The sequence below is a fragment of the Paraburkholderia sp. A1RI-2L genome (assembly GCF_048957375.1).
In the GTDB taxonomy this organism is placed as follows: domain Bacteria; phylum Pseudomonadota; class Gammaproteobacteria; order Burkholderiales; family Burkholderiaceae; genus Paraburkholderia.
The window spans coordinates 1,083,785-1,109,976 of the sequence record NZ_JARBTA010000002.1; the positions used below are offsets into that span (position 1 = coordinate 1,083,785).

Genomic DNA, 26,192 nt, shown 5'->3' on the forward strand with positions numbered 1-26,192 from the left:
CTTGTTTTGCCTCGTTTCGATTGCGGATCGTGGAGTTCGTGCGGGTTCCGGTGTCACGCGTCGATCAGCTGATCGGCGGCGCGCGTCGGGCGGCGCGCGGGTTGGCCCGTGACACGCGTGGCGGGAATGATGGGGGCGGCGGGTGCCGCAGGCGTGCTTCGCGCGCGCTCGTCGGGCAGCGCGGGGCCGGCGCGCATGAGCTTGAGCATGTAGTAGATGCCCGTGCCGAATACGAGAAAGTACACGACGACAAAGGTCATCAGCGAGACGCTGACCTGCTGCGCCGTGAGCGGCGAAACGGCCTGCGAGGTGCGCATCACGCCATAGACCACCCACGGCTGGCGGCCCGCTTCGGTTGTGATCCAGCCTGCGAGCAGCGTGACGAAACCGGTGGGGCCCATCGCCAGCGCGAAGCGCTGGAACGCGCGCGATTCGTAGAGCGTGCCGCGCCGGTGCAGCCACCATCCGGCCACGCCCAGCACGATCATCAGGATGCCCAAGCCAACCATCACGCGGAAGGTCCAGAACAGCAGCGTCGAGTTCGGGCGCTCCTCGGCGGGGAACGATTTGAGGCCCTTGATTTCGCCGTCCCAGCTATGCGTGAGGATCAGGCTGCCCAGATGCGGAATCTTCACGGCGTAGCGCGTGGTTTCCGCTTCCATGTCGGGCAGGCCGAACAGGTTGAGCGCAGTGCCGCCCTGCTCGGTGTCCCAGATGCCTTCGATCGCGGCGATCTTGGCGGGCTGGTATTCGCGCGTGTTCAGTCCGTGGGCGTCGCCCACGAGTGCCTGCAGCGGCGCGAGCACGAGCAGCAGGCCCAGCGCCATCGCGAACATCTTTTTCACAGCCGCGTCGCGCCGGCCCTTGAGCAGGTGCCACGCGCCGGTTGCGGCTACCACGAGCGCGGCCACGATGAAGGCGGCAATTGCCATGTGCGCAAGGCGGTACGGAAACGACGGGTTAAAGATGATCTTGAACCAGTCGGTGGGGACGACGTGGCCGTCCAGCACCTTGAAGCCTTGCGGCGTCTGCATCCAGCTATTCGAAGCGAGAATCCAGAAGGTGGAAATGAGCGTGCCGATGGCGACCATCAGCGTCGCGCCAAAGTGCGCGCGCGGGCTCACGCGGTTCCAGCCGAACAGCATGATGCCGAGGAAGCCCGCTTCGAGAAAGAACGCGGTCATCACCTCGTACATGAGGAGCGGCCCCGTGACCGGGCCCGCGAACGACGAGAAGCCGGACCAGTTGGTGCCGAACTGGTAGCTCATGACCACGCCCGAGACGACGCCCATGCCGAAGGCCACGGCGAAGATCTTCGACCAAAACAGGCACAGGTCCTTGTAGAACGGTTTGCGGGTCTTGAGCCAGCAGGCTTCGAGCACTGCGATAAAGCTCGCGAGGCCGATGGAGAGCGCCGGAAAGACGATATGAAAGGAGACGGTGAAGGCGAATTGCAGCCGGGCCAGATCGAATGCCGAGAGTGACGATTGCATGTGCGTGCCTGCTAGATGCTTGCGTAGCGGAAAGCGTTTTCGCGCGCGTGATGCGGCGTGCGAATGGACGTAAGCGTAGGCGAACAGGCGAGTTCTTGCTGCGCTGCGACATGTGCCAGCGTGTCGCAGTAGTCAATCATCAAACGACTAGTTTGTGCGCTAAATCATTGACGTTAATCTGTTTGGATTAAAACGTTCACTGCGAATTGATTTGGCGCATGGAGTGCGCACTGCGTCAATTTGCGTCAAATTGGGCGCGATTCGTGTAGTGGATGTATGCGGTGCGTCAATTCGTCCAGGTGCGGGAATTCGAGATGTTCGAATCGGGTGGGCGGGGGGCAGTTGGCGAGGCCGCGCCGCGGCCTCTCGTCAGATCATCAGGACGACGATCTAATTGGGCGGGCTCAGCGCGGATCGCTCCACAGCTTGCCGCCGGTCGCCCAGTTTTCGGTCTTCACGTCGGTGAAGATGATGTCGACCGATTGGGCATCCACGCCCAGAACCTTGCAGGTGGTCTCGGTGAGCGCGGCGGCGAGCTCGCGCTTTTTCTCGACGCTGCGGCCCTCGAACATCTCGATGTGGAAAGTCGGCATACGGATCTCCTTGTTTGCGGGGGTAATAAAACGGGTTGGGTCGCGACCAGCCGCAGTCAGTCACGATATGACGTGTCGATGCGGTCGAGCTTGCGCAGCAGCGCGGGCCATTCGAGCACGCCTTCGATCGCGCCGCCGTCGCGCAGCTGCTCGGCCGTGTGCGCGCAGACCTCTGGCGTGGGCAGCACGAGCGGCACGCCGCCGGCCTGGGCCTGCAACTGGATTTCGCAAGCCTTGATGAGCGTCGCCATCAGCACAAATGCCTCGGCGACGGTGCGGCCCGTGGTGAGGGTGCCGTGGTTGCGCAACAGCATCGCGGGATGCGCGCCCAGGCTCGCGGTGAGGCGTGTACCTTCGGCAGGCGAGAACGACAGTCCTTCGTAATCGTGCCAGCCGAGCTGGCCATAAAAGCGCAGCGCATGCTGCGAGGCGGGCAACAGGCCGTCGCGCTGGATCGAGACGGCGATCCCCGCCGTATTGTGCAGATGCATCACGCACACGGCGTCGGGGCGGGCGAGGTGCACGGCCGCGTGCAGCGCGAAGCCGGTTGCGTTGACCGGATGCTCGCTGTTGCCGACGATGCGCCCTTCGGTGTCGATCTTCACGAGATTGGAGGCGCGCACTTCGTCGAAGGCTAGACCGAACGGGTTGATCAGGAAGCGGCCGGGCTCGCCGGGCACGGCGGCGGAGACATGCGTGTAGATCAGGTCGTCCCAGCCGTAGAGCGCGATGAGCCGATAGGCGGCGGCAAGGTCCACGCGCATCTGCTGCTCGGCAGCGGAGGGCGGCGCGGCGTCGGCGGCGATGCTGGCCGGACGATGGGCGAATGACATGGACGGCTCTCCTTCAGCGAACTTCAGTGGACTTCAATGAACATCGGCGGAATTCGGGGCGGGCTGCTGGCTCGGCCGCGTCCGGTACGGCGCGATCAGGCGCCATGCGCTGTGGACAGTCCATCCGGCGAGCGCGAACGGCGCAGTCATGCCGGGTAGCCCCAGGCGCATGGCGGCCAGATGCAGCGCCGCGGCAAGCATCGTCGCACAAATTGCGGCGCGCGGGCCGAGCGAACTGGCCGCGAGCGCCGCGAGCGCGCCGTTGAAACCGCACAGGCCCGCCGCGAAACTCGCGGGCGGCACGCCGATGGCGTATTCGATGACGGTCGCGAGCGCCGCGCCGCCGAGCGCATAGGCCGCGGCCCGGCGCGACGACCAGGCGAGCCCCGCGAGCAGCACGAGGCCCGGTAGCGCGCCGGTGGCGAAGGTGGTTTGCGCGACGCCGCTCAGGACGCCCGCCGCCGCGTCGAGCCAGGACGGGGCCAGATGGGCCGGCGCGATTGCGCTGGTCACGGTGGTGCGCGGGTTGCCGAAGCCCAGCGCCATCCAGGACCAGGTCGCGAGGAGGCAGGGCGCCGAATAGACACAGAGGCCCGCGCGGCGCAGCCAGCGCACGAGCGGCGCGCCGATCCATGCGGTGGCCGCCGCCGCGAGCACGGCGAGCACCGCCGCCGTGAAGTTTTCTCCGGCAAAGGTGACGGCTGCCAGTCCGGCCAGCGCGCCATTGAAGCCCACGAGGCCGTCGCGGACTTCCGCGCACGGGTGGCCGGCCCGCCGCGCGCAGAGATTGGCCGTTGCCGCGCCAATCAGCGCCGCGCAGGCGAGCCACGGGTCGCACAGCGCGAGCGCCGCGAGCAGGCAGACGCCGGTGCCGGCGTGCCGCTGCAGGACGATCTGGCCGAGGCTGCGCAGGAGCGTGCGCACGCGCCCGGCGAAGCCCGGCGGAGCGTCCGTGGACGCAGCGTGGGCGGATGGGCTGGCGAAAGCGGCGTCCGGATTGGCTTGAGCGGGCGCTGGGGTGGACATGATGGGCAAACGGGAACGAGGAAGGCGCGGCCTGTGAAATGCGGATTCGAGCGGGTCGGGGCCTGGGTGGACCAGGAAGGCGGACCAAAACAAAAGCGGCGGGCCGCAAACCGCGCCCGGTCGGCCCGCAGCGCGAGGATAGGCGAAGCGGCCCATCTTGCGCATGCGCGGGCGTTGATAGTCGCTATTTGCCGGTAGTATTGCCGCTGCGGTCAGCAAGGAGACGAGCCATGCGCGAGCTACGTTGGGTGTCGGAAGAGGGCGAAGGCATCGAGCATCTGTCCTTCGATTCGAGCGGCGGCGCGATCCGCGTCGAGAGCGTGGTGATCGGGCAGCGCTACGGCCAGGCTTATGGCCTGTGCTACACGGTGCATTGCGATGCGCACTGGCGTGCGACTTACGCGGCGTTTCGCGTGATGGGCGGCAAGGCGTTCGCGATGCATGGCGACGGCCACGGCCACTGGCGCGATGGCGAAGGCCGCGTGCTCGAGGCCATCGAAGGCTGCATCGATATCGACATTGCGGCCACGCCCTTCACGAACTCGCTGCCGATACGGCGCCTGAATCTCGCGCGCGGCGAGCGGCGGCCGATCGAAGTCGCCTATATCGCCGCGCCGGGACTCGAGCCCAAACGCGTCGAGCAGGCCTATGTCTGCATCGAGCCGGATCGCGAGTACCGCTACGAAGGCATCTTCCGCGACTTCACCGCGAACCTGCGCGTCGACGAAGACGGCCTCGTGATCGACTATCCCACGCTGTTTCGCCGCTTGCCGTCCCCCGCGCGCTGAAGCGGCGCAGCGTTGCCGCATCATGTTGCTTCGCCGGCCCGCGTCTTGCCGAACAGCAGATGCTCGATGAGCGTGTTGTCGATGGTCTCGTTGTTGAGCGTGCGCGCGAGCAGCTCGCCCGCGAGCAGCTGCGGCGAGAACACCATGTCGGGCTGCAGCAGGCGCAGGCGCTGCAGGTTGCGGCTGTCGTTCACGAGCGCCACGGTGCGCACGTTCGGCGCGAGCTCCTTGATCGCGAGGATCACGAAGGCGTTCTCGGCGTCGTCCAGGCGCAGCGCGAGCACGGAGAGCGCGGTTTCCGCGCTCGCGTGGTGCAGCGTGGCCGTGTCGCTCGCATCGCCTACCACCAGATCGGCGTCGGGCGGATAGGTGTGCGGCGTGCCCGGCGACACGATCACCGTGACGGCGTAGCCGCGCTTTTTCAGGCCTGCGTACACGCTGTGCGCGAGCGGCGAGGCGCCGACGATCAAATAATGGTTCTTGCGGGTCACGTTGGAGATGCCTCCGGTCACGATGCGTTTGAGCTTGCCGCCGATCACCGGCCCGAGCACGGCGCTGATCGACGTGGCGAACACGGTGATGCCGAGCACGATGATCGAGGCCGTGAAGAGCCGCGCGGTGTCCGAGCGCGGCACGATATCGCCGTAGCCCACGGTCGACATCGACACGATCGAGAAATAGAACGCCGTCGCCATGGTGCGCACGGGCGGCGCGAACTCGTCGCCGAGATAGAGCGCGCCGAACATCGCGTAGATGAGCAACGAGCCGATGCTCAGGATCGCGAACAATGTGCTGGCGGCGAAGCTCGAGCGGTCGAAGCGCCGCCAGTAAACCAGCAGCGTGACGGCCAGCGCGAGCGTGAAGGCGAACATCACGCCGCTGCGATAGTCGCCCCACCGGCTGATGCCGGCCGCCGCCGCGAGCAGCAGCAGCGAGATCACCCATGCCACGCGGGCGCGCAGCGCGATGCCGATCGCCATGGTCGTGAGGCCCGCCGCGATCACGGCCTGCGGCAGCGCGAGCACGCCGAACGCGTTGATGAGCGTGATCCAGTCCTCGTACCACGAGCCGCGCGAGCGGCGCAGCGCGTTCTCGGCCACGGGGCGCAGCAGCATCAGCCCATCGACGACGAGCAGCAGCGCGAGATACCCGTGCGGCACCAGCTGGGTGGCGAACGTGCGCAGGCGGCGTGCGAAGGTTTTCATGCGGGCGGTGGTGGTTCGGGCGGTGCGGTGTCGCGCAGGTCAGCGTCGCGCGGATCAGGCGCTGCGCTGGGCGGCTGACGGCGTCGATTGCGCCGGCGGCGCCTGCACGATATGCAGCTCGCGCGCGCGCAGCGGCAGTGCGCATTGCGCATCGTTGAGCGCCTGGCGCACCTTGCTCGCGAGGCTCCAGCGCATGTCCCAGAACGTGTCGATGTTGGACCAGACGCGAATATTCAGCACGGCGGTGCTGTCGTCGAAACGGCTCACCATCACTTGCGGTTCCGGCGACGCCAGCACGTGCGGCTCCGCGGCGGCCAGTTTGCGCAGCACTTCGATGGCGCGATTCATATCGTCGCTCATCGAGACCTCCACTTCGAGATCGAGGCGGCGCGTGGGATTGCGGCTGTAATTGCGGATCGAATTGCTCCACAGGCCGCTATTGGGCACGTATTCGCAGATGCCGTCGGGTTTGGTGAGGCGCGTCGTAAAGAGATTCACCTCTTCCACGGTGCCCGCGACGCTCGCGCTGCTGCCGCCGTCGATATAGTCGCCTACCTTGAAGGGCCGCAGCAGCAGCAACATGATGCCGGCGGCGATGTTCTGCAGCGTGCCTTGCAGCGCGAGGCCGATGGCGAGGCCGGCGGCGCCGAGCACGGCCACGATGCTCGCGGTCTGCACGCCGATCTGCGAAAGCGCGCCCACGATTGCGACGAGGCGCACGCCCCACAGCGACGAATCGCGCATGATCGGGCGCAGCGTTGCGTCGATGGTGTCCTGGCGCGCGAACCAGTTGCCGACGCGCCGCGCGATCCACCAGCCGATCCAGAGAATGGCGATGGCCGCGCAAAGTCGCAGCGCGAAGCTGGTGAGCGCGTCCCACAGGAAATTCCAGTTGGACGGTTGAATGTGAGCGAACAGGGATGCCATAAGCGCGAAGTCCTCGAATTCTGCGAACCGGCGCGCGGCCGGTCTGACTGGAGGACGTATTGTAAAGGCGCGTGTATGGCAGTGAGCCATACGGTGCGCATTTCGCATTCAGGCTCGTGTTCGGGGTGGCGCGCTCGTATGCGCCGATGCGTGCGTTATGCGTGGGTTACTTGTGCGTTATGTGTGCGCCGAGTTATGCGGCAGCGTCTGCGCGCCGTCACCCAGCGCGCGTTGCATGAGCGTCGTGTCGCGCCACGCGCCGTGCTTGAAGCCAACGGCGCGCAGCGTGCCCACGAGCTCGAAGCCGAGGCGCTCGTGAAGCGCGAGCGAGCCGCCTTTCGGGTCGGCGATCACGGCGATCATCTGCCGCCACGGGCCAGCCTCGCAGCGCGCAATCAGCGCTTCGAGGAGCGTGCGGCCGAGACCGCGTCCGCGAAACGCGTCGTCGATATAGATCGAATCCTCGACGGTATAGCGGTACGCCGCGCGCGGACGATAGGGCGTGGCGTAGCAATAGCCAGCCACCTGGCCGTCGATTTCGGCGACGAGCCACGGCAAGCCTTGCTCGCGCACCGCGGCGTGGCGGCGCAGCAGTTCGTCCTGCGCGGGCGGCTGCTCTTCGAACGAGGCCGCGCCGTGCAGCACGTGATGCGCGTAGATCGCGGCGATGGCGGGAAAGTCGGCGGGCGTGGCGTCGCGCAGCAGCGGCGCGTCGATGCGAGGGGGATTCCGGGATGCATTCATGAGGCAGGCGCGGGTAAGTGAGCGCCGCGCGGGCGATCTGCGCAAAGGCATGAACGGCGCGGCAACGCCATTCACTATGCCTCGGGTAGGCAGCGAAATGAAGCGCGTCAAAAATGGCGCGCCACGGGCGCCGACGTCAACCGCGCTGCGCCTGCGGCGCGCGAGTCGACGCCGCGGCACGGCGCCCGAAGCGGCGCGCCCCCGCCACGCAGCCGATCACCACGGCCGTCACGGCGATCATCGCGGGCGGCACCGCTTCGTGCAGCAGCAGCGCGGCAAGCACGAAGCCGAAGAACGGCTGCAGCAATTGCAGCTGGCCCACACCCGCAATGCCGCCGAGCGCGAGGCCGCGATACCAGAACACGAAGCCGATCAGCATGCTGAAGAGCGACACATAGGCGAGCCCCCACCACGAAGCCGCGCTCACCGCCGCGAACGAAGCAGGCAGGAACGCCCACGCGAGCGGCGCCATCACGGGCAGCGAGATCACGAGCGCCCAGCAGATCACCTGCCAGCCGCCGAGACGCCGCGAGAGCCGCGCGCCTTCGGCATAGCCCAGCCCGCAGGCGACGATGGCGGCCAGCATCAGCGCGTCGCCGACGGGCGAGGCGTCCACGCCGTGACACAGCGCGAACGCGACCACGGCGCCGCTGCCGATCGCCGAGAAGACCCAGAACGCGGGCTGCGGACGCTCGCCGGCGCGCAGCACGCCGAAGATCGCCGTGGCGAGCGGCAAAAGGCCGACGAACACGATCGCGTGCGCCGAGCTCACATGGCGCAGCGCGAGCGCGGTGAGCAGCGGAAAGCCCACCACCACGCCGAGCGCCACGATCACGAGTGGCCAGATCTCGCGCCGCTCGGGCCGGGGCGCGCGCAAGACGAGCAGCAGCAGCGCGCCGAGCGCGCCCGCGAGCGTGGCGCGCGCGCCGGTGAGAAAGAGCGGGTCGAGGCCGAGCACGGCCAGACGCGTGGCGGGCAGCGAGCCGCTGAAGATCAGCACGCCCGCGAGGCCGCAGAGCCAGCCGTCGGTGGTGGAGTCGAGAGATTTGCGCATGAGCCGTGGTCGAAAAGAGCTTGGGCGGATCGGTGCATCATGCGCGCGCAGCGGCGAGCCGGTAAGCCAAGGATCAGTACAATATGGACAAACTGTATTAAACACGGAGCAGTACAGATGGAAAACACCCGGCAGACAGGCATCCTCGCGCTGACTCGCGTCGAGCAGGTGATGCAGGCGTTGCGCGAGCGCATCGCCTCGCGCGCGCTGGCGGCGGGCGCGCGCGTGCCGTCGATCCGCATGACGAGCGAGCAGATCGGCGTGTCGAAATCGACGGTGGTGGAGGCGTACGAGCGGCTGGTGGCCGAAGGCACGCTGATTGCCCGGCGCGGCTCCGGCTTTTTCGTGGCGGCGCACGCGCTGCCGGGCGCGCTCGGAGCTTACGGAGCGCCCGGCACATTCGCGGCGCGCGGGCTCTTGGGTTCGGTCGGCGCGGCGGGCCCGCGCCTCGACCGCGAGATCGACCCGCTCTGGCTCACGCGCCAGTCGCTCGAAACCGATGCGCGCGCGCTGCGGCCGGGCTGCGGCTGGCTGCCCGCGTCGTGGCTGCCGCAGGAGGCCGTGCGGCGCGCGCTGCGCGCGATCGCCCGCGATCCGCACGCCCAGCTCACCAACTATGCTTCGCCGCTCGGCCTGCCGGCGCTGCGCCAGCAGCTCGCATGGCGGCTCGCGCAGCATGGCGTGGAAGCCGCGCCGGAGCAGATCGTGCTCACCGACGGCGGCAGCCAGGCGCTCGACCTTTTGTGCCGCTTTCTGCTCGAGCCCGGCGACACCGTGGTCGTCGACGACCCGTGCTATTTCAACTTCCAGGCGCTGTTGCGCGTGCATCGCGTGAAGGTCGTGAGCGTGCCGTTCACGCCCACGGGCCCTGATCTCGCGGCGTTCGAGCGCGTGCTCGCCGAGCATCGCCCGCGTCTTTACGTGACCAACTCGGCGATCCACAACCCCACCGGCGCGACGCTCGCGCCCGCGGTTGCGCACCGGCTGCTCAAGCTCGCCGAGGAGCACGGCCTGCTGATCGTCGAGGACGATATCTTCGCCGACTTCGAGACCGATCCGGCGCCGCGCCTCGCCGCGTTCGACGGCCTCGGGCGCGTGGTGGCCATCGGCAGCTTTTCGAAGACGATGACGGCGGCGGCGCGCTGCGGCTATATCGCGGCGCGCGCGGACTGGATCGAGCCGCTCGTCGACCTGAAATTGTCGGTGTCGTTCGGCAATGGGGAACTGGCCGCCGATCTCGTGCAGCGGCTGCTGGTGGACGGCACGTACCGGCGCTATCTGGACGGCTTGCGCGCGAAGCTTGCCGATGCGATGGGCGAGACGCTGCGGCGTCTGGCGGCGGTGGGCATCACGGCGTGGACGCGCCCGCAGGCGGGCATGCTGATATGGGCGCAATTGCCCGGCGGACTCGACGCCGCGCGGGTCGCGCGCGAGGCGCTCGAGCATGGCGTGGTGCTCGCGCCGGGCAACGTCTTCAGTGTGTCTCGCAGCGCGGGCGGGTTCTTGCGCTTCAACGTTTCGCAGTGCAATCGGCCGAAGGTCTACGAAACGCTGCAGCGTGCAATGGAGCGGGCCAGGCACGAGAGCACCGAGCCCGCTTGAATCTGCTTGAATCCGCTTGAACCGCCAAATCAAGGCTCGTGGCGCAGATACCCTTCCTTGCTCGGGTCGCGCATGCGCCACGACACGATCAGCGAGATCGCGCACAGGGCGGTCACGTACCAATAGAAAGTCGATTCGCTGCCGACCGACTTGAACCACAGCGCCACATACTCGGCCGAGCCGCCGAAGATCGCGTTGGCCACCGCATACGAGAGGCCCACGCCCATCGCGCGCACTTCGGGCGGGAACATCTCCGCCTTGATGAGGCCGCTGATCGACGTGTAGAAGCTCACGATCGCGAGCGCGACCACGATGAGCCCGAACGCCGCGTAGGGATTCGACACGTCCTTGAGCGCGTGCATGAGCGGCACCGTGCCGAGCACCGAGAAGATGCCGAACAGGATCATCGACATGCGGCGGCCGATCTTGTCGGAGAACGAACCGAACACGGGCTGCAGCAGCATGTACACGAAGAGCGCGGCAGTCATCACGTTGCTGGCGGTTTTCGCGTGCATGCCGGCCGTGTTCACGAGGTACTTCTGCATGTAGGTCGTGAACGTGTAGAAGATCAGCGATCCGCCCGCGGTGAAGCCCACCACGGTGAGGAACGCGCCCTTGTGCTGCCACACGCCGCGAATCGTGCCCGCATCCTTCTTGTGGCGCGATTCGCTCGTGGAGGTCTCGTCGAGCGACTTGCGCAGATACAGCGAGATCAGCGCGGCGGCCGCGCCCACCACGAACGGAATGCGCCAGCCCCAGGCCTTGAGCTCGGCGGTCGAGAGCGTCTGCTGCAGGATCACGAGCACGAGCAGCGCACAGAGCTGCCCGCCGATCAGCGTCACGTACTGGAACGAGGCGAAGAAACCGCGCCGGCCCTTGAGCGCGACCTCGCTCATGTAGGTCGCGCTGGTGCCGTACTCGCCGCCCACCGAAAGCCCCTGGAACAGGCGCGCCACGAGCAGCAGCAGCGGTGCGAGCGAGCCGATCTGCGCGTAAGTGGGCAGCGCCGCGATGACGAGCGAGCCGCCGCACATCATCAGCACCGAGATCATCATCGCGGCGCGGCGGCCGTGCCGGTCGGCGATGCGGCCGAACAGCCAGCCGCCGATCGGGCGCATCAGGAAGCCGGCCGCGAACACGCCGGCGGTGTTCAGCAACTGCGTCGTGGTGTTGCCGCTGGGGAAGAAGGCGGGCGCGAAATACAGCGCGCAGAACGAGTAGATGTAGAAGTCGAACCACTCGACGAGATTGCCCGAAGAAGCGCCGACAATGGCGAGCACACGTCTCCTGGTGTCGTGCGCGCTGGGCACGGCTAGCTCGGTCTTGACGTTCATGAGTTGGTCTTTTCCTGTAAATGCGCCTGATATTGCACTTTGGGGCACGACGGCTGAGTGAGCGTCGCGTGCGATTGCGTCGTGGTGCGCGCGTCGCCCTGTCAGGCGTGCGGCTACAGGATTTTAGCCAATCGTAATATTTTTTCCAGAAAACGTAAGCAATGCGGTAAGCAAGACGTGCCGCTCAAGGATGCTTGCGCAGCGGCACGTCGCGTAGCAGCCAGGCCAGCGCGAACGCCAGCACGACCACGCACGCAGCCGAAAAATAAACCGTGTGCAGCGCAACCGCGAAGGCCTCGAGATAGTGGACGCGCACCGTGTCCGGCAGATGATGGATCGCATCGGGCGTGAGCGGCTGGGGCAGTTCGACGCCGCTCGCGAGCAGGGAAGCGAGGCGCGCGCTCAGGCCATGCGAGAACACCGCGCCGAACGCGGCCACGCCCACCGAGCCGCCAATCGAGCGAAACAGCGTCGCGCCCGAAGTGGCCACGCCCATGTGCCTGAACGCGACGGTGTTCTGCACCGCGAGAATCAGCACTTGCATCACCATGCCGAGCCCGCAACCGAGCAGCCCCATATAGAGATACATGCGCGCGAGCGGCGTTTCGATGTGTAGTTGCGCGAGCAACATCATCGCGGCGGCCACGAGCGCGGTGCCCACAATTGGAAACACGCGGTACTTGCCGATCTTGCTGATGATCCGGCCCGAGATGACCGACATCGTCAGCACGCCGCCCATCATCGGCAACATTTGCATGCCGGCTTCCGAAGGCGTCGAGCCCTTCACGACCTGCAGATAGAGCGGCAGGAACGTGACCGAGCCGAACAGCGAAACGCCCACGATAAAGCCGATCAGGCTCGACAGCACGAAGGTGCGCTCGCGAAAGAGTTCGAGCGGCATGATGGGCTCGACGGCATGCTTCTCCTCGTGGATGAACCCCGCCACCGACACCGCGCCGAGCACCAGCGTGAGCCACAGTTGCGGCGAACTCCACGGCAGCAGCGAGCCGCCCTCGCTCGTGAAGAGGATCAGGCAGGTGAGAGCGGCGGCAAGCCACGCCGCGCCCATATAGTCGATCACGTGCTTCACATGCGCGACGCGCGGCTTGAACACGGCGCCGATCACGGCGAGCGCCACCGCGCCCAGCGGCAGATTGATGTAGAAGATCCAGCGCCACGAGAGGTGCTCGACGAGAAAGCCGCCGAGCAGCGGCCCGACCACCGTGGCGAGGCCGAACACGCCGCCGAACAGGCCTTGGTACTTGCCGCGCTGCGCAGGAGAAATGACGTCGCCGATGGCGGCCATCGTCACGACCATGAGACCGCCGCCGCCCACGCCCTGGAGTGCGCGCAGCGCGATGAGCTGCGCCATGTTTTGCGCCACGCCGCATAGCGCGGAGCCGATGAGGAAAATGACGATGGCCGCCTGCAGCACGATCTTGCGGCCGTACAGGTCGCCGAGCTTGCCGTAGAGCGGCACCACGATGGTGGACGTGAGCAGATAGGCGGTCACGACCCACGAGAGCCGGTCGAGCCCGCCCAGCTCGCCGACGATGGTAGGCAGCGCCGTCGACACGATGGTCTGGTCGAGCGCGGCAAGCAGCATGACGAGCAGCAGCGCGGGAAACAGCAGCCGGATCGGCGGATGCCCGGCGGTCGCGGACCGGACGACGTCTTGTGCGGTGTCTTGCATGGGGGAGGCCATCGGGGAAGTCCGGCGGCGCCCGAACGGGTCAGACACCGCTTTCGATCTTGAAATTAATTAACGTGAAAGTTAATATTAGGATAATTCTTGATGGTCGTCAAAACCTGAAAACGTGAGCGTAATCCGATGAAAGAGTCCGGCTCGCGGGCGGCGTTCCCGCACGCCCATCCATCCGTTGCAGCAACGGGCGGCACGCCTGCTGCCAGCCCTGCCGCCGGCAAGCCCGCGCCGCGCCGGCCTGGCCGCCCGAGCGGCGGCCAGGCCGGCGCCGGGCAGCGCGAGCGTCTGATTGCCGTGGCGCTCACGCTGTTCGCGCGGCAGGGCATCGTCGATACGACGCTGGCCGCGATCGCACGCGAGGCCGGTGTTACGCCGGCAATGGTGCACTACTATTTCAAGACCCGCGACCAGCTCATCGACGTGATCATCGACGAGCGTTTCGTGCCGTTGCGCTCGGCCATGGGCGGCTGGCTCGAAGCTTGGCCCGACGACCCCGTGGCCGCGCTCACGGCGCTCACGCAGCGCTTCGTGGAGGTGGGGCAGACGCACCCGTGGTTCGCGCCGCTGTGGGTGCGCGAGGTGATCAGCGAGGGCGGTTTGCTGCGCCAGCGCATGCGCGAGCGCTACGGCGACGAGCACCAGCGCGCCGCGCACGAAGCGGTCGAGCGCTGGCAGCGCGAAGGCAAGCTCAACGCGGCGCTGGAGCCTTCGTTGCTGTTCCAGTCGCTGCTCGGGCTGACGCTGCTGCCCCTCGCCACCGCGCAGGTGTGGCGCGACGACCTGGTGCCGCGGCGCGTGGGCGCCGAGGAGATCGCGCGCCACGCCGTGGCGCTCATCACGCAGGGCATCCGGCCCGCTTAGCCCGCAAGCCGGCGCGCGGGCAACTCATCGCCGCATAGCGGCATTTGTTCGATCGAGGTTCATTCTGACTTCCGCACACTCCGCTCATGCTCCCGTCGTCGTCTGGTTCCGCGACGATCTGCGCCTCGCCGATCACCCCGCGCTGGCCCGTGCGGCCGCCACGGGACGGCCGCTGATCTGCCTCTATATTCACGATCCCCAAGCGGCCGGCGAACGAGCGCCCGGGGGCGCGGCGCGCTGGTGGCTGCACGAAACGCTGGCCGCGCTCGACGCGGCGCTGCGCGAGCGCGGCGGCCGGCTCCTGCTGATGCAAGGCGCCGAGAGCGAGATGCTGCAGGCATGCGTCGCGGCGAGCGGCGCGGCCTGCGTCTTCTGGAACCGACGCTACGGCGGCCAGGAGCGCGACGGCGACGCGCGCCTGAAGGCGGGGCTGCGCGAGCGCGGGCTGACGGCCGAGAGCTTCAATGCAACGCTCCTTTATGAGCCGTGGACGGTGCTCAACCAGGCCGGCGAGCCCTTCCAGGTGTTTTCGGCCTGGTGGCGTGCGTGCCGGCGCGCCGGCGATCCGCCGTTGCCGGGCAGCGCACCGCAACGGTGGAATTTTCAATCGCTACCGGCACGTCTTGCCCGGCTCGCATCCACGCTCGACGATCTCGGCCTTGCTCCGCGCAAGCCCGACTGGGCCGCAGGCCTGCGCGAAGCGTGGCCGGCGGGCGAGGAGGCCGCGCTCGAACGTCTGCGCGCGTTTTTCTCCGACGATTTCGAGGCCTACGCAGGCGAGCGCGACGCGCCGGATCTCGCGGCAACCAGCCGCCTGTCGCCGTATTTGCGCGTGGGCGCGCTCTCGCCGCGCCAACTGTATGCAGCGCTGCGGGCCGCGCAATCCGACGGCGCGGCGGGCTCGTCCGCGCGCCGCGAAGCCAGCGCGGAAAAATTCGCCAGCGAGCTGGGATGGCGGGAGTTCTGCTACTACCAGCGCTACCACTATCCCGATCTGGCACGGCGCAACCTGCGTCCGGCATTCGATGCCATGCCCTGGCGCCGCGATGCCCGCGGCCTGCACGCTTGGCAGCGCGGCCTGACGGGCTACCCATTCGTCGACGCCGGCATGCGCGAGCTGTGGCGCACCGGCTGGATGCACAACCGCGTGCGCATGGTGGCCGCCTCGTTCGCGACCAAGCATCTGCTGCTGGACTGGCGCGCAGGCGAGCAGTGGTTCTGGGACACCCTCGTCGATGCCGACACGGCCAGCAACCCGGCCAACTGGCAGTGGGTCGCCGGCTCGGGCGTCGACGCCGCGCCATACTTTCGCATCTTCAATCCCGTATTGCAGGGTCAGAAGTTCGACCCGCGCGGCGCGTATGTCAGGAAATGGGTGCCCGAGCTTGCGTTGCTGCCCGACCGGCTGATCCATCAGCCCTGGAAGGCGAGCGCGCAAGAGCTGGCGGCGGCCGGCGTACGGCTTGGCGTGGATTATCCGCATCCGTTGGTGGCGCATGAGGCGGCGCGCGAGCGGGCGCTCGAGGCGTTCGCGAAAACCGGCAAGGCGCAAGGCAAGCCGGCGCGGCTGTCATCGGCTTGACGCCGATTGCGGCTATCGTGCGCGTCGCATCGTTGAACGCGCGGCATCGGGATTGCTCTAATTGGGCGATCGGGCACGTTGCCCGTAGTGTGTTGCCCGCTGCGTGCCGCGCGCCCATTGCGCCGCGCGGCACGCGAAACAGACAGAATGGCACTCAAGCAAACACAATGAACGCAGTACACAAGCTCGACCAGACGACCATCGTGCTGGTCGAAGATGACCCGCAAAGCCGGGACTCCCTGACCTCGCTGCTGGAATCCGAAGGGGCCAGGGTCGTGGCGGTGGAGGACGCGGAAACGGGTATCGAAGCGGCGCTGAGCCTGCTGCCCGACGCCGTGGTCTGCGACCTGGACCTGCCCGCGATGGACGGCTTCTACCTGATCCAGCGGCTGCGCGATCATGAGATCCGCGGCGATCATGCCCCGGTTGTGGCGGTGGCGCTCACGGGCCATACCGACGAAAGCTGGCGTCTGCGCAGCATCGGCGAGGGCTTTCAGCACTTCATGACCAAGCCGGCACGGCCCGAGGCGCTGGTGGCGCTGCTGAGCGACGCAATCGACGCGCGCCAGATGCCCTGACAAGTGCTTTCGCGGCGCCGGGTGGTGGCCCGGCGCCGGTCAGGCTCGAGATCAAGGTCTCCTGGTGCCGCTTCAGGGCTGTGCGGCGGCCTGCGTGCGTTCGGCGGCCGTTTCGGCAGGTGCCGCATCGGCGGTCTGGCATTGCGCGCAGACGCCCTTGAGCTCGATGCCGTCGCCGGAGAGGCGGTAACCCGCGGCTTCTATCTGCGCGACCAGCGCCTGGCGAAGCTTGGGCTCGTGGAGTTCCGTGACGTTGCCGCATTGCTGGCACACCACGAGAATGCCGTGCTGGCATTGCGTGAGGTCGTGGCAGACGGCAAACGCGTTGATCGACTCGATGCGGTGGATGAGCCCCGCTGTTAGCAGGAAGTCGAGGGCGCGATAAACCGTGGGCGGTGCCGATCCCGGATGGATCTGGCGCATTTCGTCGAGCAGCGAATAGGCTTTGGTGGCGCGGCCCGAGGCGAGCAGCAACTCGAGCACCTTGCGGCGGATTGGCGTGAGTTTCTCGCCGCGCTCGCGGCAGTAGGTCTCGGCCATCGCAAGCGCGTTTTCGAGCGGTGCGCCTCCAATACCCGCAACGCCGCCCACAACTCCGTTCACGCCACCCGCGCCGTGACCGTGATCGTGCGCCTCGTGAGCGCGATCGTGATCAAGCGGATGATCGTGCACGTGGCCGTGCGAGGCCGCGGCGCTGATGGACGGTTTGACTGTCTTCATGCTGCGATTATACGGGGCGCGTCGCGCGTGCGCCGGCGCGCCCCGAGACGGCTCAGGTCAGCGGCAGATCGATGTACTTGCGAAAGCCCTGGCGCTGCGCGAGGCGCTGATACCAGCGCTCGAGATTCGGCAGCGCGGGCCGCTCGATGCCTTCGAGCCCGAACCAGCGCCGCGCGTACGCGCCCAGCACGATGTCGGCGAGCGAGAAGCGCTCGTTCTCGAGGAAGAAGCGGCCTTGCAGATGGCGGTCGAGCAGCGTCCACAACGCGGCCACGTTTTGCACATCGGCTTCGATCTTCGCGGGGTCGCGCTTTTCCGGCGGCGTGCGCACGAGCGCGAGAAAGAGCGGCCGCTCGGCGGGCGCGAGCGTGCCGAGCGACCAGTCGAGCCAGCGCTCGATCGAGGCGCGCACCTTCGGGTCGGTGGGGTAGAGCAGGCTCGAGGGGCCGTATTCCATCGCCAGATAACGGACGATCGCGTTCGATTCCCACAGCACGAAACTGCCGTCCGCGAGGGTCGGAATCTTGCCGTTCGGATTCATCGCGAGGTAGGACGGGTCGTCGAGATGGCCGAACTGGCCGCCCGCGTCGATACGTTCGAACGGCAGCACGAGTTCGTCGCAACACCACAGCACTTTCTGGACGTTCACCGAATTGGCGCGTCCCCAGATCTTGATCATCCGGCGCTTTCTCCTTTGCCGCAAAGATAGCAACGATACACGATCCGGGCGCAACGAGAGGGGCTGCCAGTGGCATGACCCGCCGAAAGACATCTTTAGCGTCACCGCGGAGTCTGCAACGCTGCTGGGTGACATTTGTGCATTGATCGAGGCATCGCGCCAGCGCGCAGTCCAGGCAGTCAATGCGGAGTTGACCCTGCTGTTCTGGCGTATCGGCCAGCGCATTCATACGGAAGTGCTGGCAGTGCAGCGGGCACAGTTGCAAATCGGGCAACGCAGGGGCGTCAGCGATTAAGCTTGTTCGCACATGCGCCCCGGCCTCATCCGTAGAATAGCCGCAACGCACTCAACCCACGCCCACCCCGAGTCAGGCCGAACCCGGCCGAACCCGGCCCAACCCGACTCACCGCGCGACGACGCGCGACGAGAACCGCCCATGGCTCGCATTGTCCCCGACGACTGGCAGCATCTGGAAGCGACCGGCGCGGCCGCGCGCGAACGCGAGACGCTCGCGCTGTTCGAGCGCGGTCTGCCCGCTGGCTACACCGTCTACCACGGCGTGCACTGGACGCGCATCGTGGAAGGGTTCTCCGTGTTCGGCGAAGCGGACTTCGTGATCGTGAGCCCGTCCGGGCGCGCGCTGATCGTCGAGCAACGCACCGGCTTTCTGCGCGAGACGAAAAACGGTCTCGTGAAGGCGTATCTGCAAACCGAGCGCAATGTCGCGGTCGGGCTCGCGCGCACGGTGGAACGATTGCACCGGCGCTTCACGGCCGCGTTCGGCGCGGGCAACTACGGTCTCGAAGAGCTCTTTTACTGTCCCGACCACGTGGTGCGCGAGCCGGCGATCGCGGGCGTGCAGCCCTCCCGCATCGTCGACGCCACGCGCAAGTCGCAGCTCGCGGCCATCGTGCGCGAGGCGTTGCCCGCCGACGAGCCGCGCCTGCCGAGCGCCGCGAAGATCCATCATTTTCTCGCCGACGAGCTCTCGCTCACCCCCGACGCGAGCGCGCTGGTGGGCGCGGCGGGCACGCTCGTCACGCGTCTGGCGGGCGGGCTCGCCAGCTGGGCGCGGCGCCTCGAGTTCGAGCCGTTTCGCCTGCGCGTGATCGGCACGGCCGGCTCGGGCAAGACGCAGCTCGCGTTGCAGGTGATGAAGGACGCCGTCGCGCGCGGCGCGCGCACGCTCTATGTGTGCTTCAACCGGCCGCTCGCCGATCACATCGCGAAGGTCGCGCCGCCCGAGGCGAAAGTGGCCAACTACCATCAGCTATGCGACTGGGTTTCGCGCGACAGCGGCCACGTACCCGACTTCGAGGGCGCAAATGTCTTCGACGATCTGGAGCGGCGTTTCGCGCAGGCGCCCATCGACGCGCGCTGGCAGTTCGACGTGGTGATCGTCGACGAGGGCCAGGATTTCCAGCCGGCATGGGTCGATGCGCTCGCGCGGCTGCTGCGGCCCGGCGCGGCGTGGTGGTGGCTCGAAGACCCGTTGCAGAACCTCTATGTGCGCGAGCCGGTGGCCTTGCCAGGCTGGACCGTGCTGCGCGAGACCACCAATTACCGCAGTCCGCGCGACATCCTCGCGTTTTTGCGCGAGGCGGCGGGTGAGGCCGCGCCCGCGCTCGCGCAACTGGTTGCGGGCAGCCCGTTCGACGGTTCGGAGGTCACGTTTGCCGTATGGGACGAGCGCGCCGAGCAAGGCGCTGCGCTCGCGCCGGAGAGCGCCGTGGCGGCGGCGACCAAGCGCGCCATCACCCAGGCGCTCTCGTTCGGCTTTCGCAAGCAGGACATCGTGGTGCTGTCGTTCCGGGGCCGCGAGCACTCGCACTTCACGGCGCTCGACCACCTGGGGCCGCACCGGCTGCGCAGCTTCACGGGGCAATACGACCTGTTCGGCAATCCGCAGTATCGCGGCGGCGACGTGCTGCTCGATTCGATCTATCGCTTCAAGGGGCAGTCGGCGCCCTGTGTGATCCTCACCGATGTCGACTTCGAGACGCTCGACGAGCGCACCGCGCGCAAGCTTTTCGTGGGCGCGACGCGGGCGACGATGAAGCTGATCGTGGTGGCGTCGGCGCGCGCCGCGCGGGCGATGGGGCATGATCCGGCGGCGGCGTCCGGCGAGCGCGCCGGGCCGGGCGGGAGGCCGAGGCACGCGCGCAATAGCGGCGCGGGAAAAGCCGGCAGCGGCTGCGCGCGGGAAGGAGCCGGAGCGCCGCGCGCCTCAACCCCAGGCCGAAGCGCCGATCAGCGTGCCCACGCGCACCTGGGCATTCCACCAGATCACGCGCAGCAGCGGCGCGCGCCGCGCGATATAGATGGCCTGCACCGGATCGCTCTCGATGAAATGCGTCACGCCGCAGCGCACCGCGGCCGCGGCCTTGTGCCCGGCCGCGCCCGAAGGCGTGTCGTCGTGCTCGCCCGGGGCGCGCATCATCAGTTCCAGATGCCCGAAGCCGTGCCGGTCGAGCCAGGCCTGGGTGCGCTCGCGATCGATCTCGGGGCGTCCCGTGATGATTGCGCGCGCATGCTTCAGATCGATGTCGGGGATGCGCTCGAGCGGCAGCAGCGCATCGCGCTCGGCGAGCGCCGCCTCGAGATCCTCGTCGTAGCGCGAGAGCGGAATGTCAGGCAGGAGAATGCCGTCTAGGTCGATCGCATAGACCGTGTAGTCGTGATCGTTGGCCATGCCCGTGCCTTCGCGCACGCCGTCGCGCGTCCAGTCGGCGCGGTAGCGGTCGGTGTAGGCCTGGCGCTCCCACGGGAACAGCGCGAAATAGCCGCTCGCGTCGATCGAATAGTCGGGGCGCAGGCGGCTCAGGTCGTCGTAGGCGCCGGTGAGCGTGCGCACCACGAGGCCGTGCTCGCGCAGGAACGCAATGCAGTCGACGAGTGTGTGGCCGCGTCCTGCAATGTCCTCACACACCAGCACTTTCGAGCCGGGCTCGGGCATGGGCAGCGTGGAATCCCAGCGCACTTCGCGCGTTTCGCGCGAGTAGCGCAGGAACGCGACGTTCGCGCCGGTTGCGTGCGAAACCATCAGCGCGAGCGGCGCGCCGCCGCGCAGGATGCCGACGACCGCGGCGAAATCCTCCTCGATCAGCAACGGCTGCAGCGATTCGACCCAATGGTCGAGCTGTTCGTAAGTGAGAGGGACGACGGGCTTGTTCATGGAATGGCAGTGCGAGGACGGTCCGTTGCGCCGCGCCGCCGCGCGCTGCCGGAGTATGCACGGGAGAACCGGATGGCGAACGAGACACCTATGGCTGGATCAATGTTTGACGATATTATGCCTATGCTTGCCAGCTCATGCAGACCGGCGCGGTGCGAGCCACGCAAAGGCGCAAGCAGGGCATAAGCAGGGCATAAGCAGGGCATAAGCAGGGCATAAGCAGGGCATAAGCAGGGCATAAGCAGGGCATAAGCAGGGCATAAGCAGGCGCGACGGGCCGGATCGTAAGGCCGGCGCATGACCGCACCATGAATTTGCGCAAGGGGAGCAAGAGCGATGCAGGAACCCGTTGTCGTGCAAGACGGCTGGGAGGAGCGCAGGCCGGCCGGCCGGCTCGCCTCCCTCGAACGCAGGCGCTTCACGGCCGCGCTCGCGGGATGGCTGGCGGCCGCGGCCGCCCCGCCCCGGCTTGCGCTGGCGGCCCCGGGCGATTCGCTCCAGCTCGACGTGAACGGCGAGGTGCGCGCGACCAACAACGCCGCGCACACCGCATGGCACTTCAGCGCCGAGGCGCTGCTCAAGCTGCCGCCGCATTCGATCGTGACGTCCACCACCTGGACGCCGCGCTCGACCTTCACGGGCCCGCTGCTCTCGGACGTGCTCGGCATCGTGGGCGCTTACGGCAGCCAGATCGAGATCCACACCATCGACGACTATACCTGCGTCGTGCCCGTTTCCGATGCCACGCGCTACGGCGCGGTGCTGGCCTACGAGATGAACGGCCAGCGCCTGAAGGTGAGCAATTTCGGCCCGCTGTTCCTGGTCTATCCGCGCGACCAGTTCCCGCAGGAGCTCCAAGGCGCGGCGGGCGACGCCAAGTTCGCCTGGCAGATCGTTTCGATGACCATCAAGCAGTGAGAGGGTGATGCGACGTCCGTTGCGGCGCATGCTGCATGTGTTGATCTGGATTGCCGCGCTGGCGCCGCCGGTGGTGGCCGTGGGCTACCTGCTCTACGCGAACCTGCTCAATCCCAACGTGGTGCAGCGCCTGACCGGCAGCTACGACGGCCTCTACTGGGACGCCGCGCAGATGCAGATCGCCTACGCGCGCTTCGAGAGCCAGTTGCTGATCTACGCCGATGGCCTCGACCGCGACCTCGACAAGGTGCGGCTGCGCTACGAAGTCCTGCAATCGAAGCTCAACGTGATGAAGGGCTCGACGCGCGAGCTCGCGGGCAAGCCCGACCTCATGCGGCGCCAGCACGACGACCTTGCCGCGATCGACGTCGCCATTGCGCCGTTCGACGCCGAGATCGACACGCTCGCCGACAACCCCGAACGCGCCGTGCCCATGCTGATGGCGCTCGACACGCACTGGACCCAGGTGACCGATCTCGCGCTGAACCGGCGTTTTGCCGACGTGACCGAGCGCGAGGGCATGCGGCGCGACTTCATCGCCAAGCGCCGCGATCTGTTCGCGGCGGGCATCGTGCTGCTGATGCTGTCGGCGGCTGCGGGGGCGCTGCTCGTGATGAACGGCTACCGGCGCACGCGCCTGATCCGGCAGCAGCACGCGGCGCTCGAGGCGGAGGCCCAGGCGAGCCGCGCCGCGCGCGAGGCAAGCATGGCCAAGGACGCGTTTCTCGGCATGATCAGCCACGAATTGCGCACGCCGCTCCATGCGATCGTGTCGTCGATCGAGCTGCTCGGCTTCAACTCGCACTCCGAGGCGGACAGCAAGGTGATCCAGCGGCTCGAAACCGCCGCGCGCCAGCTCGAAGCGCAAATGCGGGACCTTACCGACTACGCGCGCCTCGGCGCGGGCAAGCTCGAATTGCGCCAGGAAGCGTTCGACGTGCGCGAGCTTCTTCAGTCGATCGTCGACGAAAACGAGCAGGCCGCGCGGGTTCGCGGTCTGGCGTTCGAGCATGCCTGCCACGGCCTGCATCAGACGCTCGTGGCCGATCCGCACCGCATTCGCCAGATCGCCAACAATCTCGTGACCAACGCGATTCGCTATACCGAGCGCGGCTCGGTGTGCATCGAGTTCGTCACCGGCAGCGTGACGCCGGGCAGTGCGCCGGGCAGTGCGCCGGGCAGTGCGCCGGGCAGTGCGCCGGGCAGTGCGCCGGGCAGTGCGCCGGGCAGTGCGCCGGGCAGTGCGCCAGGCAGTGCGCCAGGCAGTGCGCCAGGCAGTGCGCCAGGCAGTGCGCCAGGCAGTGCGCCAGGCAGTGCGCCAGGCAGTGCGCCAGGCGGCGTGCCGCTCGCGCAAACGTTAGCGATCATCGTGAGCGACACCGGGCCGGGCGTATCCGCCGCGCAGATTCCGCTCATCTTCAAGGAGTTCACGCAGCTCGACACCTCGAGCACGCGCCGCTACGAAGGCGCGGGCATGGGGCTGGCGATCGTGCGCGGGCTCGTCGACCTGTTCGGCGGCACGATCGACACCGATAGCCGGGTGGGAAAGGGCACGACCTTCACGGTGACGATACCCGTCACGGCGGTTGCCGCGCCGCTAGCCGAGGTGGCCGCGCCGCAAACTCATGACAAGGCGCAGCAGCAGGTGCTGGTCGTGGACGACAACCCGCTCGTGCGCGAGTCGCTCTGCGAGATGGTCGCGCACATGGGCTACGCGGCGCTCGCCGCCGCCGACACGGACAGCGCGCTGGCCCGCCTCGACGAGGCGCAGTGCGAAGTCGTGCTGCTCGATCTGCACATGCCGGGGCGCGACGGCTACGCATTCGTGGCCGAGTTGCAGGCGCGCGAGGGCGCGGATGGGGACGGGGGCGAGGAGATGAGCGGCAGCGGCGGGCGCACGCGCGTGATCGCCGTGAGCGCCGACGTGGCTGCGCTCGCGGCCACCGCCGCCGACAGCAGCAATCCGTTCTTCGATCTGCTGCCCAAGCCGGTGCACTACGAAGTGCTGCGCAAGACGCTGCTGCGCGCGTTCAATGCGCGGCCCGTTCCAGCAGCTGCGGGCGGCGCGAGCGCGGCTGGCCAGCCAATGGAGCAGAAGCAGCGGCCGACGCAGGATGGGGCAACTGAAGTGGTGAGCCGCGGCGTCAGCCTCGATTGAGCCGCTTGGAAAGATCGGCGACGAGAATCGCCATGCGCGCGGGTTTTTCGTAGCACGCCACGTTGTAGTGACGCACCACCTGACTGATCTCCGACTCGCTCGCCTTGCCCGTCAGCAATTCGCCCGTCAGCACGAAGATGGGCGCGTCGGGGTTCTCGGAGGCGCGCACCTGGCGGATGGCGCCGGCGGAAGTCTGGCTGCCGAACAGCCAGTCGATCACCACGCCGTCGAACACGTTGTGCTCCAGCGCCTGCTCGAACGCGGCGAGGCCATACAGCGCGTGCGCCGCATAGCCGCTGTGCTCGAGATAATCGCGCAGGTTGTCTGCGGACGCCTGGTCGTCGTCCACCACGGCGATGAGCGGCTTATCGGACTCGGCGCGGCGCGGATAGATCTCGATCTTGTGGACTTCGCGCGCGTTCTGGTACAGCGCGCCGTCGGGGCGCACCACGCGCCACTGGCCCTGCTTCTCGTAGGCGACGAAGTCCGGGCGGCTGCCCGGCTCCACGGGCGCGCCAATCCAGGCCGTGCAGGCGAGCTCCACGGCGCTCACGCATAGCAGCGCTTCCTGCGCGCTCGCGCCCACCGTGCCGGGGTCGAGCAGCTGCGCGCCGAACAACTGCCCGGCGGGTTCGTCGAACGCCTCGGCGACTTTCTTGATTTGCGCGAGCGTCCACGGGCTATTGCCGCGCAGCTTGCGGTGCCCTTGCGAAAAGCTCAGGTCGAGAATCCGGCACAGCTCCGTCGTTTGCTGACGTTTGCCGATGCCATGACGGCTCATCAACTCGCGGACGCGTTCCGCGACCGCGGCCGAGTCGGTTGAAGCTTCAAGGTTCGACATGCTGCAAATGGGGGAAGGATCGAGGGGCGGTTTAGACTAATTATCTCGTGTCGCGACGCGGCGCCACAAAGGAATAATTCTGACAGAACGCCGGCGCACGGAATATTCTAAATGCATAATTTTACAATTACGCAAGTCCTAAATCGGCAACATCCGGTGATGAGTCGATATCCCTTGCAACGAGTGTTCCCGGTGCACGCCAGTTCGACCTGCACCGCCCTCAAGCCGGCTGCAGTCCCTCCAGCAACTGCCGCACGCGAGACAGATCGCGATTGATCGTGCCGGCGTCCTCGAACAGCGCGGCGAGCCAGTCGACGAAGATGCGCACGCGCGGCGAGATCTGGCGTGACTTCACGAACGCCACCGAGACCGGCGTGGGCAGCGGCTTCCATTGCGGCAGCACTTCGACGAGCGCGCCGCTGTCGAGATACGGCTGCGCCGCGAGCAGCGGCGGCTGGATCAGCCCGTAGCCCTGCAGCCCGCAGGTGAGGTAGGCGAACTCGTCGGAGACGTGCACGAAGCCGTCCACCTTCACCTTGGTCGCGCTGCCGTCCACTTCGAAATCGAACTCGAACGGGCGGCCCGTGAACGGCGATAGAAAATTCACCACGGGGTGCCGCGCGAGGTCGTCGAGCGACTGCGGCGCGCCGTGGCGCGCGAGATACGCGGGACTCGCGCAGGTCACGTGCTCGAGCACGCCGAGGCGGCGCGCCGCGAGCCCCGAATCGGGCAATTCGCCGAGCTGGATGCTGCAATCCACGCCTTCGCCGACGAGGTCGACATTGCGCAGGCTCACGCCGATCACGAGATCGATTTGCGGATAGCGCGCGTGAAAGTCGTCGAGCGCGGGCAGCACGATCGCGTTGGCGATCAGGCCCGGCATCTCCACGCGCAGGCGGCCGCCGATCGCGCCGGGCGACTGGCGCACGCTGGCTTCGGCATCGTCGATGTCGGCGAGGATCCGCGCGGCGCGCTCGTAGTACGCCGCGCCTTCGGGCGTGAGCGAAAGACGGCGCGTCGTGCGCACGAGCAATTGCGTGCCGAGCAGCGCTTCGAGGCTCTGCATCAGCGTGGTCGCGCTGGCGCGCGGCATGTCGAGCGATTGGGCGGCTTTAGTGAAGCTGTTGGTATCGACGATGCGAACGAAGGTGCGCATCGCCTGAATGCGGTCGATCACGGGCGAGCTCCTGGTTAACGGGAATAAGCGGGAACAACCGGCAAAAACACGCCAGGCAACGAACTCAAACGGCGGGAACGAAATCCGCGCCACGGCACGAAGCAGCGCAAAGCGGCTATAGCGGTTTCAGGGCGGCGCGCCTCGCGCGAGGCGGCGCCGCTCGACTACGTGAGGCCGGGAAAAGCAGGCCTCGGTGCAA

At 67.5% G+C, this 26,192-nt stretch carries 22 protein-coding genes and 2 pseudogenes; 9 read left to right on the top strand and 15 right to left on the bottom strand.

The genetic code is table 11. The features are described 5' to 3' along the window. Positions 1 to 53: 53 nt before the first annotated feature. From PWP93_RS19715 to PWP93_RS19730, 4 genes are all read right to left on the bottom strand, one after another. Positions 54 to 1,493 carry a cytochrome ubiquinol oxidase subunit I gene (locus PWP93_RS19715; RefSeq protein WP_421045612.1) on the bottom strand — a complete coding sequence of 480 codons (1,440 nt, stop codon included), beginning with the start codon at positions 1,491 to 1,493 and terminating at the stop codon, positions 54 to 56. A gap of 404 nt (positions 1,494 to 1,897) precedes the next feature. Continuing rightward, positions 1,898 to 2,113: a 4-oxalocrotonate tautomerase gene (locus PWP93_RS19720; RefSeq protein ID WP_421046124.1), complete on the bottom strand. Its 216-nt coding sequence runs from the start codon at positions 2,111 to 2,113 to the stop codon at positions 1,898 to 1,900. A 29-nt stretch (positions 2,114 to 2,142) separates the two neighbouring features. After that, the gene (locus tag PWP93_RS19725) at positions 2,143 to 2,919 is read right to left on the bottom strand and encodes a class II aldolase/adducin family protein (RefSeq protein WP_421045613.1); all 777 of its coding nucleotides are present in this window, start codon (positions 2,917 to 2,919) and stop codon (positions 2,143 to 2,145) included. A gap of 33 nt (positions 2,920 to 2,952) precedes the next feature. Beyond that, positions 2,953 to 3,945, bottom strand: a complete 993-nt coding sequence (locus tag PWP93_RS19730; RefSeq protein WP_421045614.1) for an urea transporter — start codon at positions 3,943 to 3,945, stop codon at positions 2,953 to 2,955. 230 nt (positions 3,946 to 4,175) lie between these two features. On the opposite strand from PWP93_RS19730, the gene PWP93_RS19735 reads away from it, so the two are divergent. Further along, positions 4,176 to 4,733: a putative glycolipid-binding domain-containing protein gene (locus PWP93_RS19735; protein WP_421045615.1), complete on the top strand. Its 558-nt coding sequence runs from the start codon at positions 4,176 to 4,178 to the stop codon at positions 4,731 to 4,733. Positions 4,734 to 4,753: 20 nt separating this feature from the next. Here the strand turns inward: PWP93_RS19735 and kch are convergent, their stop codons facing one another. From kch to PWP93_RS19755, 4 genes are all read right to left on the bottom strand, one after another. Beyond that, on the bottom strand, positions 4,754 to 5,938 hold the full coding sequence (gene kch, locus PWP93_RS19740) for a voltage-gated potassium channel protein (RefSeq protein ID WP_421045616.1): 1,185 nt from the start codon (positions 5,936 to 5,938) through the stop codon (positions 4,754 to 4,756). A 54-nt stretch (positions 5,939 to 5,992) separates the two neighbouring features. Continuing rightward, the gene (locus PWP93_RS19745; RefSeq protein WP_421045617.1) at positions 5,993 to 6,865 is read right to left on the bottom strand and encodes a mechanosensitive ion channel family protein; all 873 of its coding nucleotides are present in this window, start codon (positions 6,863 to 6,865) and stop codon (positions 5,993 to 5,995) included. Between the two features lie 177 nt (positions 6,866 to 7,042). Beyond that, the gene (locus tag PWP93_RS19750; RefSeq protein WP_421045618.1) at positions 7,043 to 7,609 is read right to left on the bottom strand and encodes a GNAT family N-acetyltransferase; all 567 of its coding nucleotides are present in this window, start codon (positions 7,607 to 7,609) and stop codon (positions 7,043 to 7,045) included. Positions 7,610 to 7,745: 136 nt separating this feature from the next. After that, positions 7,746 to 8,663, bottom strand: coding sequence for a DMT family transporter (locus tag PWP93_RS19755; RefSeq protein WP_421045619.1), 918 nt, complete (start codon positions 8,661 to 8,663; stop codon positions 7,746 to 7,748). 117 nt (positions 8,664 to 8,780) lie between these two features. Between PWP93_RS19755 and PWP93_RS19760 the strand changes: the two genes are divergently transcribed. Beyond that, positions 8,781 to 10,265 carry a PLP-dependent aminotransferase family protein gene (locus PWP93_RS19760; RefSeq protein WP_421045620.1) on the top strand — a complete coding sequence of 495 codons (1,485 nt, stop codon included), beginning with the start codon at positions 8,781 to 8,783 and terminating at the stop codon, positions 10,263 to 10,265. Between the two features lie 29 nt (positions 10,266 to 10,294). Here PWP93_RS19760 and PWP93_RS19765 read toward each other — a convergent pair whose 3' ends face one another. Further along, positions 10,295 to 11,599 carry an MFS family transporter gene (locus PWP93_RS19765; protein WP_421045621.1) on the bottom strand — a complete coding sequence of 435 codons (1,305 nt, stop codon included), beginning with the start codon at positions 11,597 to 11,599 and terminating at the stop codon, positions 10,295 to 10,297. A 184-nt stretch (positions 11,600 to 11,783) separates the two neighbouring features. Next, entirely contained in the window at positions 11,784 to 13,304 is a 1,521-nt protein-coding gene (locus PWP93_RS19770) for an MDR family MFS transporter (RefSeq protein ID WP_421045622.1), read from the bottom strand. Positions 13,305 to 13,430: 126 nt separating this feature from the next. Here PWP93_RS19770 and PWP93_RS19775 point away from each other — a divergent pair, with 126 nt between their 5' ends. From PWP93_RS19775 to PWP93_RS19785, 3 genes are all read left to right on the top strand, one after another. Continuing rightward, positions 13,431 to 14,165 carry a TetR/AcrR family transcriptional regulator gene (locus tag PWP93_RS19775; RefSeq protein ID WP_421045623.1) on the top strand — a complete coding sequence of 245 codons (735 nt, stop codon included), beginning with the start codon at positions 13,431 to 13,433 and terminating at the stop codon, positions 14,163 to 14,165. Positions 14,166 to 14,226: 61 nt separating this feature from the next. Further along, a complete protein-coding gene (locus PWP93_RS19780; protein ID WP_421046125.1) occupies positions 14,227 to 15,747 on the top strand; it encodes a cryptochrome/photolyase family protein in 1,521 nt (506 codons plus the stop codon). A 167-nt stretch (positions 15,748 to 15,914) separates the two neighbouring features. Then, a complete protein-coding gene (locus tag PWP93_RS19785; RefSeq protein ID WP_035533084.1) occupies positions 15,915 to 16,325 on the top strand; it encodes a response regulator in 411 nt (136 codons plus the stop codon). Between the two features lie 72 nt (positions 16,326 to 16,397). Here PWP93_RS19785 and PWP93_RS19790 read toward each other — a convergent pair whose 3' ends face one another. Then, the gene (locus tag PWP93_RS19790) at positions 16,398 to 17,045 is read right to left on the bottom strand and encodes a Fur family transcriptional regulator (RefSeq protein WP_421045624.1); all 648 of its coding nucleotides are present in this window, start codon (positions 17,043 to 17,045) and stop codon (positions 16,398 to 16,400) included. A gap of 52 nt (positions 17,046 to 17,097) precedes the next feature. Then, entirely contained in the window at positions 17,098 to 17,724 is a 627-nt protein-coding gene (locus PWP93_RS19795) for a glutathione S-transferase family protein (RefSeq protein ID WP_421045625.1), read from the bottom strand. Positions 17,725 to 17,798: 74 nt separating this feature from the next. On the opposite strand from PWP93_RS19795, the pseudogene PWP93_RS19800 reads away from it, so the two are divergent. Beyond that, positions 17,799 to 17,980 (top strand): annotated as a pseudogene (locus tag PWP93_RS19800) (DUF1016 N-terminal domain-containing protein); the annotation flags it as partial. Positions 17,981 to 18,160: 180 nt separating this feature from the next. Further along, positions 18,161 to 19,816, top strand: a pseudogene (locus tag PWP93_RS19805) (ATP-binding domain-containing protein); the annotation flags it as partial. A gap of 135 nt (positions 19,817 to 19,951) precedes the next feature. Here PWP93_RS19805 and PWP93_RS19810 read toward each other — a convergent pair. Continuing rightward, the gene (locus PWP93_RS19810; protein WP_421026523.1) at positions 19,952 to 20,899 is read right to left on the bottom strand and encodes a phosphoribosyltransferase family protein; all 948 of its coding nucleotides are present in this window, start codon (positions 20,897 to 20,899) and stop codon (positions 19,952 to 19,954) included. A 336-nt stretch (positions 20,900 to 21,235) separates the two neighbouring features. On the opposite strand from PWP93_RS19810, the gene PWP93_RS19815 reads away from it, so the two are divergent. Both PWP93_RS19815 and PWP93_RS19820 read left to right on the top strand, forming a co-directional pair. Continuing rightward, a complete protein-coding gene (locus PWP93_RS19815; RefSeq protein WP_421045626.1) occupies positions 21,236 to 21,817 on the top strand; it encodes a molybdopterin-dependent oxidoreductase in 582 nt (193 codons plus the stop codon). A gap of 7 nt (positions 21,818 to 21,824) precedes the next feature. Beyond that, complete coding sequence (locus tag PWP93_RS19820; protein ID WP_421045627.1) at positions 21,825 to 23,975, top strand: ATP-binding protein; 2,151 nt, start codon at positions 21,825 to 21,827, stop codon at positions 23,973 to 23,975. Here the strand turns inward: PWP93_RS19820 and PWP93_RS19825 are convergent. Together PWP93_RS19825 and PWP93_RS19830 are read right to left on the bottom strand one after the other, a co-directional pair. Continuing rightward, positions 23,962 to 24,816 (bottom strand): helix-turn-helix domain-containing protein, encoded by an 855-nt coding sequence (locus tag PWP93_RS19825; protein ID WP_421045628.1) that lies wholly within the window; start codon positions 24,814 to 24,816, stop codon positions 23,962 to 23,964. The genes PWP93_RS19820 and PWP93_RS19825 overlap by 14 nt on opposite strands. A 220-nt stretch (positions 24,817 to 25,036) precedes the next feature. Continuing rightward, the gene (locus tag PWP93_RS19830) at positions 25,037 to 25,993 is read right to left on the bottom strand and encodes a LysR family transcriptional regulator (protein ID WP_421045629.1); all 957 of its coding nucleotides are present in this window, start codon (positions 25,991 to 25,993) and stop codon (positions 25,037 to 25,039) included. Positions 25,994 to 26,192: the final 199 nt, after the last annotated feature.

Bases quoted from the DNA above. Each gene is read 5' to 3' on its own strand.
- PWP93_RS19715 (WP_421045612.1), bottom strand. From the start codon at position 1,493: ATGCAATCGTCACTCTCGGCATTCGATCTGGCCCGGCTGCAATTCGCC.
- PWP93_RS19725 (WP_421045613.1), bottom strand. From the start codon at position 2,919: ATGTCATTCGCCCATCGTCCGGCCAGCATCGCCGCCGACGCCGCGCCG.
- PWP93_RS19730 (WP_421045614.1), bottom strand. From the start codon at position 3,945: ATGTCCACCCCAGCGCCCGCTCAAGCCAATCCGGACGCCGCTTTCGCC.
- PWP93_RS19735 (WP_421045615.1), top strand. From the start codon at position 4,176: ATGCGCGAGCTACGTTGGGTGTCGGAAGAGGGCGAAGGCATCGAGCAT.
- kch (WP_421045616.1), bottom strand. From the start codon at position 5,938: ATGAAAACCTTCGCACGCCGCCTGCGCACGTTCGCCACCCAGCTGGTG.
- PWP93_RS19745 (WP_421045617.1), bottom strand. From the start codon at position 6,865: ATGGCATCCCTGTTCGCTCACATTCAACCGTCCAACTGGAATTTCCTG.
- PWP93_RS19750 (WP_421045618.1), bottom strand. From the start codon at position 7,609: ATGAATGCATCCCGGAATCCCCCTCGCATCGACGCGCCGCTGCTGCGC.
- PWP93_RS19755 (WP_421045619.1), bottom strand. From the start codon at position 8,663: ATGCGCAAATCTCTCGACTCCACCACCGACGGCTGGCTCTGCGGCCTC.
- PWP93_RS19760 (WP_421045620.1), top strand. From the start codon at position 8,781: ATGGAAAACACCCGGCAGACAGGCATCCTCGCGCTGACTCGCGTCGAG.
- PWP93_RS19765 (WP_421045621.1), bottom strand. From the start codon at position 11,599: ATGAACGTCAAGACCGAGCTAGCCGTGCCCAGCGCGCACGACACCAGG.
- PWP93_RS19770 (WP_421045622.1), bottom strand. From the start codon at position 13,304: ATGGCCTCCCCCATGCAAGACACCGCACAAGACGTCGTCCGGTCCGCG.
- PWP93_RS19775 (WP_421045623.1), top strand. From the start codon at position 13,431: ATGAAAGAGTCCGGCTCGCGGGCGGCGTTCCCGCACGCCCATCCATCC.
- PWP93_RS19785 (WP_035533084.1), top strand. From the start codon at position 15,915: ATGAACGCAGTACACAAGCTCGACCAGACGACCATCGTGCTGGTCGAA.
- PWP93_RS19790 (WP_421045624.1), bottom strand. From the start codon at position 17,045: ATGAAGACAGTCAAACCGTCCATCAGCGCCGCGGCCTCGCACGGCCAC.
- PWP93_RS19795 (WP_421045625.1), bottom strand. From the start codon at position 17,724: ATGATCAAGATCTGGGGACGCGCCAATTCGGTGAACGTCCAGAAAGTG.
- PWP93_RS19810 (WP_421026523.1), bottom strand. From the start codon at position 20,899: ATGAACAAGCCCGTCGTCCCTCTCACTTACGAACAGCTCGACCATTGG.
- PWP93_RS19815 (WP_421045626.1), top strand. From the start codon at position 21,236: ATGCAGGAACCCGTTGTCGTGCAAGACGGCTGGGAGGAGCGCAGGCCG.
- PWP93_RS19820 (WP_421045627.1), top strand. From the start codon at position 21,825: ATGCGACGTCCGTTGCGGCGCATGCTGCATGTGTTGATCTGGATTGCC.
- PWP93_RS19825 (WP_421045628.1), bottom strand. From the start codon at position 24,816: ATGTCGAACCTTGAAGCTTCAACCGACTCGGCCGCGGTCGCGGAACGC.